Here is a 12,639-nt window from a genome sequence, read left to right as displayed (position 1 = left end):
ATGTCCATTCACTTCACCGTCTCTGGCCTGACCAGGAACCTGATCCATTCGCTTGGGCTGGACCTGGAGTGGGCGCCAAGGCATTTGACGCCCGAACAGAACCTGCTGCTTGAATGCTATCTGGCCGGGCAGATTCCGGAATCGGCCTGGAACGACTACGTGTTCGAGATGCCGGAATTGGAAAAGCATCTCAGCGCACGGCGCGGCCGCGCCTTGACGTGAGCGAGGCCTCGACCGTTCGTTATTTCTTCGGCGAATTGAACTGCAAGGTAAAGACGGTGCCCGCAACGCCCTTCGCCAGGGACGGCGAAAAGCTGACCGGCAGGCAGTCGTTTAAAGCCTTGGTGGCCGCATCGACATAGGCCTTGCGCGCCTTGTCATCGCCATTGACATGAATAGCGGTAGCTTTCGGCGGCCCGATCAGCGTCCCGTCGCGCTTGAAGCTGAAGCTCAGCGTCACCGAGGAATTGTCGGAATTGGCCGGCGGCGTCCAACAGGTCAGCAAGGCAGCGCCGACCTCGTTCATGGTGTTGAGCGTTGCCGCTCCGGCAGGAAAGGACATCGTTAGCAAGACTGCTGCGATCACTGGAAATCTCACTGCTTTCGTCATCGCGTCCTCGTCGCTTTTCTCCCGTCGACCAGAAGTAATGGTAGGACCGCCGACGCGTATGACAATAGGATTTCAGTCGGTTCGGCGACGGCGAAATTCATACTGTCGTGATTGCCGCGCGATGGCTCAGAAAAGCAAAAGGCCGGCGCTGAGCCGACCTTTCCCTTGTCTCGCTTTGGCGCCAGTACATCCGTGGTCGCCGCGAGGACTGGAACCAGTAGACAGGGATTGGGTAAACGAAACCCTAACGGCGGCTTCTCAGGCTTTGGCTTGCGACCTCACATACGCAATGTAGCCGCGCACATCGCCGGCCGGCTCCGCATAGGCCTTGCCGAGTTTCTTCTCGATCGCCGCCACATACTCCTTCGCCCATTTGGGCAGCGCGTAGTCGATGACGGCCAGGAATTCGAGTGTCGACGCCAGGCGTATGTCGGCGATCGACGGGTGCTTGCCGCCGATGAACGGTTTGCCATCCCTGAAGAAGGAGTGGAACACCTCCAGCGGTTCGGCGATCGCCGCCATGGCTGCCTTCTGAGCTTCGGACTTCTTGTCCGGGTGGGCGTCGCTGTGGCCGACCTCGCCGGCATAGTGCGGGAAACCGAGCGCCGGATAGGTGGCTCGAGCGACATAGGGATAGAGCGTGCCGATCAGGTAGAACATGGCGCTGTCGACCATCGCCCGCTTGGCCGGCGCCTTCGGATAGAATTTTTCCAGCCCGTGCTTGTTGGCGAGATACTGCATGATGGCGCAACTTTCCCACAGCACGCCGCGCGGCAGCCCCTTGTCTTCGATCATCGGCGTCAGATGCGCCGGGTTGCGCGCCATATATTCGGGCGAGCGCGTGTGGCCCCAGGCGTCGGTCTCGGCGGCGTCGAAGCCGGCCGCGCGGGCAAACACACGAACGGTCATGTTGTTGACGCTCGGCTTCAGCATGCTGAGCTTCAGCGCCGGCTTTTTCGTGGCCTTGGCCTTCGGCGCCAGCTTTTTGGCCGCAGGCTTTGCCGCAGCTTTCGCTGCTGGCTTTGCGGCAGCTTTCGGCATTGCCTTGGCCGCGGGTTTCTTTGCGCTCTTCACTGTCTTTGCCATTGTCGTCCTCCTTTTGTGGCCGTCAGTATGGATTCTTCGGCGCCCGGTCGTCCGATAAGGTCGCGCGCGAACTCTCGACAAGCGCCTGTATCGCGTCGGCAAGGTGCGCCTCGGCGATGTTGTAGTCGCCGCGCGCGACGCGGATCTTGTGGGCCGCCATCAAGACATCGGCATGGGTAAATCCAGTTGGCGGCTCGAAACGATACGAAGCGAGCTCGATCAGCAGCCCGAGCGGGTCCTCGAAATAGATCGAGTCCATGAAGCCGCGATCCTTGACGCCGCTATGCTTGATGCCGCGCTCGTCGAGCCGCGCGACGGCCTGCAGGAAGGTCACTCGCGACACCGAGAATGCGATGTGATGCACGCAACCCGTATCGGTCGGCGTCCGCCGCTTGACCGCGTCGCGGCTCTCATCGGTGAAGACGGTGATCAGCCGGCCGTCACCCGGGTCGAAATAGAGATGGCTTTCGCTCGCCTTGTCGAGGTTGGGCTGCTCGAAGATGAACGGCATGCCGAGCACGCCTTCCCAGAAATCGATGGAGGTCTGGCGCCCGGCGCCGACCAGCGTGATGTGATGGACGCCCTGCGACTGCAGTTTTTGCACCGATCTCCTCCTCGCCGACCCCTCGCCTTCCGGGGCGAACTGGATCCTGCCACGTCACACCATCGCCGCGTCATGCGCGCGGCAGATGTGCCTGCCGGCTTTTCCCAATCTGTTCCCCAGCGTTCTCAGCGCTGTAACGAGCCCTTTGGAAGGCCTTCGTACCACGATGCTAATGCAATTGGCGGCGACGCGCCAGAAGCGACGCCGGTACAAGGCTGTGAAAGGTCGGCAGCGTCTAAGGCCGCAGGTCTCTGCTACGCAACAGCTCTAAGTTCGGCGTCCGCCAACGTGCCCAGGCCCGCGCATTCGGCGCATGCCATCGTCTGCCCCGGGCAGCCGGCTCGATGCGTTCCTTGCGGGCAGCAATGGCCTTTTGACGCACACCATCTGGAGCAATCGAAAACCTTCCCGCTGCCGTAGCAGTGCGGACACGTCATTTTCACCGAGGTCATTACTTTACCCGACCCAAATCCGCGTTGCGGAAGATGCTATCCCCGCACCGCAAGTAACAGAGATCGCTACGCTTTCAAGCGTCGAGGCCTGACTTAAATTGGGTGTATCGGGTGCACGGATTTGCAAGATTTTCGCTGACGCCGCCGACCCTCGCAATCAACGCGATCCACACGGCGGCTTGCCTGAAAATTGTCGTCGCTACTTGGTGCGCCCAAGGGGAATCGACGAGACGCATTATTTTATCGGCCATTATCGATGCGCAGGACGAACTGTCAGGGGCGCAGTCGTGCCGCTCATGCGTCCCGAAAGCGACAAGCTTCCGCGGCCGTCGATATTCTCCTGGCCAACCTATCACTGGCGCGCCTTCGGCAAGTCATCTGGCATGAATAGCCTGGACACGAGCCGCTTCGGCTTCGGCGTGATTTCTTCGATCCTGACCTTGTGGCCGATCTCTCGCCAGGGCCAGCGCCTTTGAGGAGGCGCCGGAACGATTGTCCCTGGCGGGCAGACCAGCGCCCCCGCCCCAGACCATAGCCGCACCTAGCAATTCCAGGAAAAGTGTGAGCGGTTAAGTTCGGCGACTTCGCCGTAACCCTCCGTCCGGAATTGCGTCAAAACAAAGAGATAGAGCGGTTCGCCGTTTCCGTGAAACGGTGAAAACGCTCTAGCGCTATTCCATCACTTATGGGACTGCTGGAAGCCGGCAACGTCGTACTGGGATACGCTCTTCGGATTCTTGGAGTTCTGCGGCTGGGTGCCTGCGTAATGTGTTCCCGCGTTCCCATCCGGGTTGAAAGCTGAACCCGGGGCAGTGCTAGCGTGGCCTGGCGTGACACTTCCGGTCTGAGGGGTGCCAATCGTTTGGCTTGGCTGACCTGTCGTGCCTGTAACGGTGTGTACGTTAGCGGCCAAGGCCATGCCAGTGGACGCTATGAATAAGCCGGCCATTATTGGCGTGAGGAGATGTTTCATGGTGTTCCTCCTAAAGCATTGGGTTTCAGGAAGGGCGCTCGGGTCTTTGGGAGCACCCGGCTAGCTAACCACAAACGCTTTCGAACCACCCTCTATTCCGAGGATCGCGAATGATCCGTAGCGATTTCATGCGACGTCGACCCCGTGCACGGCGAGGATTGGTCCTTTTGCCCACCGCCGCACGGTACAATGCGGAATAGCCGCCTACCGGCAGCTTATTTGCCGGTTTTTCGATGCTGACTGCTAAATCGTTGAAATTATTGGTACGCCCAAGGGGAATCGAACCCCTGTTCCCGCCGTGAGAGGGCGGTGTCCTGACCGCTAGACGATGGGCGCGCTCAAGAACCGGCTACATAGGCTGGCGGCCGGCAAAAAGCAACTGGGGTTTCGGGTGCTCCAGCCACTTTGCCGAACGGCTGTTGATCAGCCTTGTCGTTTCGGCTCGATCAGATCCCAGAGGTTGCCGTAGAGATCGGCGAACACCGCCACCGTGCCGTAAGGTTCGTGGCGCGGCGCCTCGCGAAATTCGATGCCGTTCGCGAGCATGGCATGATGGTCGCGGGCAAAATCGTCGGTTTCGAGGAAGAGGAAAACGCGGCCGCCGGTCTGGTTGCCGATGCGGCTCACCTGCGCCTCGTCGGATGCCTCGGCGAGCAACAGCCGCGCACCTTGCCCTCCCGCCGGCGTGACCGTCACCCAGCGCTTGCCGCCGCCGAGATCGAAATCGTCGGTCAAGACAAAGCCGAGACGTTTCACATACCAGGCAATCGCCTCGTCATAATTGCCGACAACGAGCGCGACGGTGGCAACGCTGCGGTGCCCGGCAAAGTCGCTCATTTGTTGCGGGCTCATTTGTTGCGTATCGCGAACTGGCCGATCAGACGGCGTTCAGCGATGTCGTAAAGGAAGATCGAACGGCTTCCGTCGGCAAGCTCGGCGTCGATCGACAGGCGGTTGCCGGAGAGCGATTGGCTGACCACCTTGGCGCCGACCGGCAGCACGATGTCGCCGGAAAGCGCCGCGCCGGCAGGAGCCTGGACCTCGCCGGCAGGCGCCACACTGGCGACCGGCGCGTTGCGGGCTTTGTAGACAAGCGCGCCGATCACCACCATAAGGGCGAGAAACAGAAGGCCGAGATTGACGATCATGAAGCGGACGAGCTTCCTGCGTACATTTTCGGCCGCTGGGTCGAGCGGCTTTTCGCCGCCGTCAACAGCTGAGTCTTCTTCGGCGACGGGCCGGGCCATGGCTAAACAATCCGCAACGAGTTTCGATGAGCGCTCATAACGAAGAGACCCCGATATTGATAGAGGACGAATTGGCGGACGAGGAATCGGCTGCCGGCGAGGCCGCCGTGCTGGAAACCGGCCCGGACGCCGCCGGCCAACGCCTCGACCAATGGTTGGCCGCCAAGCTTGGGCCGGAGCTCTCGCGCAGCCGCGTGCAGGCGCTGATCAAGCAGGGCGCCGTCTCCATCGCCGGCAAGGCGGTGCTGGAAGCCAAGCGCAAGCTGGCGGCCGGCGAGCGTGTTTCGGTCGTCGTTCCCGCGCCGGAGCCGGCCGAACCGCGAGGCGAGAACATCCCGCTCGACATCCTGTTCGAGGACGACGAGCTGATCGTTATCAACAAGCCGGCCGGACTGGTCGTGCATCCCGGCGCCGGCAACTGGACCGGCACGCTGGTCAACGCGCTGATCCATCATTGCGGTGCCAGCCTTTCCGGCATCGGCGGCGTCAGGCGTCCCGGCATCGTGCATCGGCTCGATAAGGAAACCAGCGGCGTCATGGTGGTGGCCAAGACCGACCGCGCCCACAAGGCGCTGTCTGAAGCCTTCGCCGACCACGGCCGCACCGGTGACCTGAAGCGCGCCTATCTGGCGCTGGTCTGGGGTATTCCCACCCGGCCGACCGGCACGATCGAAACGTCGCTTGGCCGCGCCGCCGACCGTGTGCGCCGCGCCGTCGTTCCCGAGGGGCGAGACGATGCCCGCCATGCCATCACGCATTTCACGGTCATCGAACGCTTCGGCGAGGCTCAGAGGGAATTCGCCACCGCCAGCCTTGTCGAGTGCCGGCTGGAAACCGGACGCACCCACCAGATCCGCGTCCACATGACCCATATCGGCCATCCTGTCGTCGGCGACCCGGACTATGGCCTGGCCTTCCGCACCAAGGCCAACCGGCTGCCGGAACCCTTGAAAAGCCGGGTCAATGCATTTCCCAGGCAGGCCCTGCATGCCTGGCTCCTTGAATTCCGGCATCCGACCACCCATATAACGATGAGGTTCGAGGCGCCTATACCAAGGGAGATGGAGGAACTCGTCGGCGGCTTCCGCCAGCTCTGAAAAGACCTGCCATCAAGACGCTTCAAACCAGCCTTCAAAAAACCTGACTGGCGTTGTTCACTTACGAGTGACACACTGTTTGGTGTTGAACAATTCCCTGTCTTTTCTGGTTTTGTTCCTATATACACAGGTTGCCGCGGATGAGCCTTTGGCATCCGGGACACATGCCCGCCGCGTTCAGGGGGCATGCATCACTCCAATAGAGAGGGGGCGCTATCATGGCCCAATCATTACCCAGTATCGTTTCCGGTGAAGGCGGTCTCAGCCGTTACCTGGAAGAAATCCGTCGCTTTCCGATGCTTCAGCCGCAGGAAGAGTACATGCTCGCCAAGCGTTATGCCGAGCATGAAGACACCACCGCTGCGCATAAGCTCGTCACCAGCCACCTTCGGCTCGTCGCCAAGATCGCCATGGGCTATCGCGGCTACGGCCTGCCGATCGGCGAAGTGATCTCGGAAGGCAATGTCGGCCTCATGCAGGCCGTCAAGAAATTCGAACCCGAGCGTGGCTTCCGCCTCGCTACCTACGCCATGTGGTGGATCAAGGCCTCGATCCAGGAGTACATCTTGCGCTCGTGGAGCCTGGTCAAGATGGGCACCACCGCCAACCAGAAGCGGCTGTTCTTCAACCTGCGCAAGGTGAAGGGCAAGATCCAGGCTTTGGATGACGGCGACCTCAAGCCCGACCAGATCGCCGAGATCGCCACCCGCCTGAATGTATCCGAGGCCGAAGTGGTGTCGATGAACCGCCGCCTGTCGGGCGACGCTTCGCTTAACGCCCCGATCCGGGCGAGCGAGGGTGAGTCCGGCGAATGGCAGGACTGGCTGGTCGACGACCACGAAAGCCAGGAAGACATGCTCATCGAGCAGGACGAGCTGGAGAACCGGCGCGGCATGCTGTCGGGCGCTCTGTCGGTGCTCAACGATCGCGAGCGGCGCATCTTCGAGGCGCGTCGTCTGGCCGAAGAGCCGCTGACGCTGGAAGAGCTGTCGGCCGAGTTCGACATCAGCCGCGAGCGCGTGCGGCAGATCGAGGTGCGCGCCTTCGAGAAGGTGCAGGACGCGGTCAAGGCCGCGGCCAGGCGCCAGAACCAGGCGCTGCGCACCATCGACGCGCAGCCTGCGGCTTAAGCTTCAAGGCACTACGCAAAACGGCGGCGCCAGCATCTGGCGCCGCCGTTTTTGTTTGCCGAAAACGGCCGAACCAGCCCTTTCTCCCCGTCACTATACGGGGAGAAATGTCCGGTCCACCCTCCGTAGCTGCAGCGCAGCTGCTGCGAAGGACGGGCAGGACAATGAGGGGCAGCGCTGAGGGTGCAAAATTGTCGTTTCGAGAGCCAGCAGTCGCATCCTGAGGAGCGGTGCACTCATCTTCGAACACCGCGCCGCCCCTCATCCGCCCTTCGGGCACCTTCTCCCCGTGAACGGGGAGAAGGAAAGCCTTACGCCGAAGGCTGCTTGGTCTTGCGCAGATACGGCAACACCGTCTCATAGGCGCCGAAACGCTTGATCGCGTCCTCGTTGGAGACGGCGGCGGTGATGATGACGTCTTCGCCCTGCTTCCAATTGGCCGGCGTCGCCACCTGGTGCTTGGCGGTCAATTGGATGGAATCGATGACGCGCAGGATCTCGTCGAAGTTGCGACCGGTGGTCATCGGATAGGTCAGCACCAGCTTGATTTTCTTGTCCGGGCCGATGACATAAACCGAGCGCACCGTGGCGTTGTCGGCCGGCGTGCGGCCCTCGGAGCTTTCGCCGGCACCAGCCGGCAGCATTTCATAGAGCTTGGCGACCTTGAGGTCTTTGTCGCCGATCAGCGGATAGTTCACCGTGTGGCCAGTGGCGGTCTTGATGTCGGCCTGCCACTTGTCATGGCTCGCCACCGGATCGACCGAAATGCCGACGATCTTCACGTTGCGCTTTTTGAACTCGCCCTCGAGGCCGGCCATGGTGCCGAGCTCGGTAGTGCAGACCGGTGTGAAATTCTTCGGATGGCTGAACAGCACCGCCCAGCCGTCGCCGATCCAATCGTGGAAGTTGATCGTGCCTTGCGTGGTCTCTGCCGTGAAATCCGGCGCGACATCGTTGATACGAAGACTCATGACCTGTCCCTACCCTTTTTGAAAATTCCAGCCGCCATACGGCTGACCGGCCACGGAGCCTAGCACCATCAAGGCATCGATAAAACGCTCGGGATGACGGTCATGACCGGCGCGGGGCGAAATTTTTCCGCGATTGCCAGCAATTCGGAACGGGATTTTCCGCTTATAGCGAAACGAAAGCCGGTCAGGCTTTCTTTATCGCCAGCGTCACCGCGAGGTCTTCCATGCGCTGCGCCAGCGCGTCGAGCGCCGTGGTCAGCACGTTGTCGCTCTTGTCGGCCTTGGTCAACGCCTCGTCGCGCGTCTTGCGCAGCGTCAGCACCTCGCTCTCCATGCCCTTGACGCGCTTGGTGAGTTCGGAGAGCTCGTCCATCACCATGATGCCGGCCATCACCGTCAGCCGCTGGTCGCCGATCTCGCCGAAGGAATCCTTCAGATGCGAAACATAGCGATCGAAGCGCTCGGCGAGGTCGATCAGATGCTCTTCCTGGCCTTCGTCGCAGGCCATGCGGTACTGCTTGCCGTCGATGGAGACCGTGACCTGTGCCATTGGCTTACCTGTCCAACACCGCCCGGATGGTTTCCATGGCGGTCACCAGCCGGCGCGAGACTTCCTTGTTGGCGTCTTCCAGTCGCTCGGCGCGCGCTTCGGAATTGTCGAGCTCCTGCGCCAGCCGCGAGCGGTCAGCATTCATGCGCTGCACCTCGGCCTCGGCTTCCGAATAGTCGCGCTCGTGTTCGAGCTTCGCCGCCACGGCGTTTTCCAGGCCTTCCATGGCCTTGCCCAGCCTGGCAATGACTTCCCTGAGGGTCGTTTCCCCGGTCATGGCCTTCGTCCTATGCCCTGCCCATCACCGAATCGCTCGCGTTCAGAACGCGTTATCCTGGAAAGATTAGGCACCGGGTGAAGCGCGCGTCAACAAAGCTCTCGCGGCTGTCCCCCGCTATCGCTAATGTAAAGCGCCCGACAGATAAAAACACGCCATCACAAGCCCGGCAAAAGCCGCCCCGATTTGTTGACTAAAAACCCGTGCCTGCTATGTGTCGCGCAGCCCTTCCCTAGGGTTTTCCCAAGGCCCTCAACCCGATTTTCCCGGAGGAAACATGAGCTCGCGCGAACAACATGACCGGATGGCCAATGCGATCCGTTTTCTCGCCATGGATGCCGTCGAGAAGGCGAACTCCGGCCATCCCGGCCTGCCGATGGGCTGCGCCGACATCGCCACGGTGCTGTTCAGCCAGTTCCTGAAATTCGACGCCAAGGCCCCGCACTGGCCCGACCGCGACCGTTTCATCCTGTCGGCCGGCCACGGCTCGATGCTGCTCTATTCGCTCCTCTACCTGACCGGCTATGAGGACATGACGATCGACCAGATCAAGAATTTCCGCCAGCTCGGCTCGAAGACGGCGGGCCATCCCGAATACGGCCATGCCGCCGGCATCGAGACCACCACCGGTCCGCTCGGCCAGGGTCTTGCCAATTCGGTCGGCTTCGCGCTCGGCGAGCGCATCATGAACGCCGCCTTCGGCAATGACCTCGTCAACCATTACACCTATGTGCTGGCCGGCGACGGCTGCCTGATGGAAGGCGTCTCCCAGGAAGCCATCGCGCTTGCCGGCCATCTCAAGCTCAACAAGCTGATCGTCTTCTGGGACAACAACAACATCTCGATCGACGGTCCGGTTTCGCTCGCCGACAACACCGACCAGGTCGCACGCTTCCAGGCCTCCGGCTGGAACGCCGGCCACATCGACGGCACCGATCCGGAGGCGATCGCCTATGCCATCGAGGCAGCCCGCCATTCCGACAAGCCGACGATGATTGCCTGCAAGACCACGATCGGTTTTGGCGCGCCGACCAAGGCCGGCACCAACAAGGCGCATGGCTCGCCGCTCGGCGCCGACGAAATCGCCGGCGCGCGCAAGTTCTTCAACTGGGACTCCGCGCCGTTCGAAATTCCGGCCGACATTCTTGACGCCTGGCGCGCCATCGGTATGGGCGGCGTGAAGGCCCGCACCGACTGGGAAGGCCGTCTCGCCAAGGCCGAGCCGAAGCTGAAGGCCGAGTTCGAGCGTCGCCTCGCCGGCAAGCTGCCATCCAATTTCGACGCCGTCATCGCCGACTACAAGAAGAAGCTCTCCGCCGACAAGCCGAAGGTCGCCACGCGCAAGTCGTCGGAAATGGCGTTGGAAGTCATCAACGGCGCCGTGCCGGAAACCATCGGCGGCTCGGCCGATCTCACGGGCTCCAACAACACCAAGACCAGCCAGACCAAGAACATCACGCCGGACGATTATGGCCAGCGCTATGTCCATTACGGCATCCGCGAGCATGGCATGGCCGCCGCCATCAACGGTTTGACGCTGCATGGCGGCCTGATCGCCTATGGCGGCACCTTCCTGTGCTTCTCGGACTATGCCCGCCCGTCGATGCGCCTTGCCTCGCTGATGGGCATCCGGTCGATCTTCGTCATGACGCATGACTCGATCGGTCTGGGCGAAGACGGCCCAACCCACCAGCCGGTCGAGCAACTTGCCGCGCTGCGCGCCATCCCCAACCACAATGTCTTCCGTCCGGCCGATGCGGTCGAGACGGCCGAATGCTGGCAGATCGCGCTTGAATCCGAAAAGACCCCGTCGACCCTGGCGCTGACACGCCAGAACCTGCCGACGGTGCGCACCGAGCATTCGGCCAAGAACCTGAGCAGCCAGGGCGCCTATGAGCTGGCCGCGGCAAATGGCGAGGCGGCGGTGACCATCTTCGCCACCGGCTCCGAGGTCGAGATCGCGCTCGCCGCGCGCGAGCTGATCGAAAAGCATGGTCACCCGACCCGCGTCGTCTCGGTGCCCTGCTTCGAGCTGTTCGACCAGCAGAGCGAGGATTACCGCAAGAAGACGATCGGCAACGCCAAGATCAAGGTCGCCATCGAGGCCGGCATCCGCCAGGGCTGGGACCATCTGATCGGCACCGACGGCATCTTCATCGGCATGCACGGCTTCGGCGCCTCCGGCACGATCGAGCAGCTCTACCCGCATTTCGGCATCACCGCCGATGCGACAGCCAAGGCCGTGGAAGCCCGATTGCACGCCAAGTAGGCCTGGGCATGTCGCTTGGCGACATGCCTGAACAAGACGGCTTTGCGGAACCGCGTACGCGGTTCCGCTCTGCTGCACCGCCCTAAAATAAGACGGCGTTGCGGAACCGCTCACGCGGTTCCGCTCTGCTGCACCGCTCTAAAATAAGACGGCGTTGCGGAACCGCTCACGCGGTTCCGCTCTGCTGGACCAACCTAATCGATTTAAATTCGGCCTTCTGCGGCTGGATTCTTGCGCCATCCGCCGCTATTAAGCTGCGAGCCCCATCGCCTTCCAGCTCCCAGGAGAGAACAATGACCGTCAGAGTTGCCATCAACGGATTTGGCCGTATCGGCCGCAACATCCTGCGCGCCATCCATGAATCCGGCCGCAGGGACATCGATGTCGTCGCCGTCAACGATCTCGGCCCGGTCGAGACCAACGCCCACCTGCTGCGCTACGACAGCGTGCATGGTCGCTTCCCGCATGAAGTGAGCGTCGACGGCGACCAGATCACCGTCGGCAAGGAAAAGTTCAAGGTCACCGCGATCAAGGATCCGGCCCAATTGCCATGGAAGGAGCTCGGCGTCGACATCGCGCTCGAATGCACCGGCATCTTCACCGCCCGCGACAAGGCCGCCGCGCACCTGACCGCCGGCGCCAAGCGCGTCATCGTCTCGGCGCCAGCCGAAGGCGCCGACCTCACCGTCGTCTACGGCATCAACCACGACAAGCTGACCAAGGACCATATCGTCATCTCGAATGCGTCCTGCACCACCAACTGCCTGGCGCCGCTGGCGGCGGTGCTGCACGAGACCGTCGGCATCGAAAAAGGCATGATGACGACGATCCATTCCTACACCGGTGACCAGCCGACGCTGGACACCATGCACAAGGACCTCTACCGCGCCCGCGCCGCCGCGCTGTCGCAGATCCCGACCTCGACCGGCGCTGCCAAGGCGATCGGCCTGGTGCTGCCCGACCTCAAGGGCAAGCTCGACGGCATCTCGATCCGCGTGCCGACGCCGAACGTCTCGGTCGTCGACCTGAAGTTCATCGCCAAGCGCTCGACCACGGTCCAGGAAATCAACGAAGCGCTGATCGCCGCTTCGAACGGCAAGCTCAAGGGCGTGCTCTCGGTTACCCATCACCCGAATGTCTCGATCGACTTCAACCACGATCCGCATTCCTCGATCGTGGCGCTCGACCAGACCAAGGTCATGGACGGCAACTTCGTCTCGGTCCTGTCCTGGTACGACAATGAGTGGGGCTTCTCCAACCGCATGGGCGACACCGCCGTTGCCTTCGGCAAGACCATCGCCTGATCGGGCATACTCAGCAGTTCGAAACGCCCGGCTTCCGCCGGGCGTTTTTTATTGGCCGGCTTTGGCCAA

At 62.0% G+C, this 12,639-nt stretch carries 13 protein-coding genes and 1 tRNA gene; 5 read left to right on the top strand and 9 right to left on the bottom strand.

The window, feature by feature from the left end:
• Positions 1-222 carry a hypothetical protein gene (locus ACVDG8_RS22740; RefSeq protein ID WP_447256714.1) on the top strand — a complete coding sequence of 74 codons (222 nt, stop codon included), beginning with the start codon at positions 1-3 and terminating at the stop codon, positions 220-222.
• A 19-nt stretch (positions 223-241) separates the two neighbouring features.
• Here ACVDG8_RS22740 and ACVDG8_RS22735 read toward each other — a convergent pair whose 3' ends face one another.
• The 6 genes from ACVDG8_RS22735 to ACVDG8_RS22710 all read right to left on the bottom strand — a co-directional run bounded on the left by ACVDG8_RS22735 (position 242) and on the right by ACVDG8_RS22710 (position 4,972).
• Positions 242-562: a hypothetical protein gene (locus ACVDG8_RS22735; RefSeq protein WP_447256713.1), complete on the bottom strand. Its 321-nt coding sequence runs from the start codon at positions 560-562 to the stop codon at positions 242-244.
• Positions 563-868: 306 nt separating this feature from the next.
• Complete coding sequence (locus tag ACVDG8_RS22730; protein WP_447256712.1) at positions 869-1,696, bottom strand: glutathione S-transferase family protein; 828 nt, start codon at positions 1,694-1,696, stop codon at positions 869-871.
• A gap of 22 nt (positions 1,697-1,718) precedes the next feature.
• Complete coding sequence (locus tag ACVDG8_RS22725) at positions 1,719-2,300, bottom strand: VOC family protein (RefSeq protein ID WP_447256711.1); 582 nt, start codon at positions 2,298-2,300, stop codon at positions 1,719-1,721.
• 1,686 nt (positions 2,301-3,986) lie between these two features.
• Positions 3,987-4,061 (bottom strand) — tRNA-Glu (locus ACVDG8_RS22720).
• Positions 4,062-4,148: 87 nt separating this feature from the next.
• Positions 4,149-4,562 carry a VOC family protein gene (locus tag ACVDG8_RS22715; RefSeq protein WP_447257416.1) on the bottom strand — a complete coding sequence of 138 codons (414 nt, stop codon included), beginning with the start codon at positions 4,560-4,562 and terminating at the stop codon, positions 4,149-4,151.
• A gap of 11 nt (positions 4,563-4,573) precedes the next feature.
• A complete protein-coding gene (locus ACVDG8_RS22710) occupies positions 4,574-4,972 on the bottom strand; it encodes a fimbrial protein (protein ID WP_447256709.1) in 399 nt (132 codons plus the stop codon).
• Between the two features lie 26 nt (positions 4,973-4,998).
• Between ACVDG8_RS22710 and ACVDG8_RS22705 the strand changes: the two genes are divergently transcribed.
• Positions 4,999-6,069 carry an RluA family pseudouridine synthase gene (locus tag ACVDG8_RS22705; protein ID WP_447256708.1) on the top strand — a complete coding sequence of 357 codons (1,071 nt, stop codon included), beginning with the start codon at positions 4,999-5,001 and terminating at the stop codon, positions 6,067-6,069.
• A 218-nt stretch (positions 6,070-6,287) separates the two neighbouring features.
• Positions 6,288-7,199, top strand: a complete 912-nt coding sequence (gene rpoH, locus ACVDG8_RS22700) for an RNA polymerase sigma factor RpoH (RefSeq protein WP_371013792.1) — start codon at positions 6,288-6,290, stop codon at positions 7,197-7,199.
• A 311-nt stretch (positions 7,200-7,510) separates the two neighbouring features.
• Here rpoH and ACVDG8_RS22695 read toward each other — a convergent pair whose 3' ends face one another.
• The 3 genes from ACVDG8_RS22695 to ACVDG8_RS22685 form a co-directional block, all read right to left on the bottom strand.
• On the bottom strand, positions 7,511-8,170 hold the full coding sequence (locus ACVDG8_RS22695; RefSeq protein ID WP_447256707.1) for a peroxiredoxin: 660 nt from the start codon (positions 8,168-8,170) through the stop codon (positions 7,511-7,513).
• Positions 8,171-8,354: 184 nt separating this feature from the next.
• Positions 8,355-8,720: a cell division protein ZapA gene (locus ACVDG8_RS22690; protein WP_447256706.1), complete on the bottom strand. Its 366-nt coding sequence runs from the start codon at positions 8,718-8,720 to the stop codon at positions 8,355-8,357.
• 4 nt (positions 8,721-8,724) lie between these two features.
• The gene (locus tag ACVDG8_RS22685; RefSeq protein ID WP_140682218.1) at positions 8,725-8,997 is read right to left on the bottom strand and encodes a DUF4164 domain-containing protein; all 273 of its coding nucleotides are present in this window, start codon (positions 8,995-8,997) and stop codon (positions 8,725-8,727) included.
• Positions 8,998-9,274: 277 nt separating this feature from the next.
• Between ACVDG8_RS22685 and tkt the strand changes: the two genes are divergently transcribed.
• Both tkt and gap read left to right on the top strand, forming a co-directional pair.
• Complete coding sequence (gene tkt, locus ACVDG8_RS22680; RefSeq protein ID WP_447256705.1) at positions 9,275-11,266, top strand: transketolase; 1,992 nt, start codon at positions 9,275-9,277, stop codon at positions 11,264-11,266.
• A gap of 293 nt (positions 11,267-11,559) precedes the next feature.
• A complete protein-coding gene (gene gap / locus ACVDG8_RS22675; protein WP_447256704.1) occupies positions 11,560-12,570 on the top strand; it encodes a type I glyceraldehyde-3-phosphate dehydrogenase in 1,011 nt (336 codons plus the stop codon).
• The last annotated feature ends 69 nt before the right edge of the window (positions 12,571-12,639 follow it).

Source organism: Mesorhizobium sp. ORM8.1, from assembly GCF_053005525.2.
This window is presented reverse-complemented; position numbering and strand designations above follow the sequence as displayed.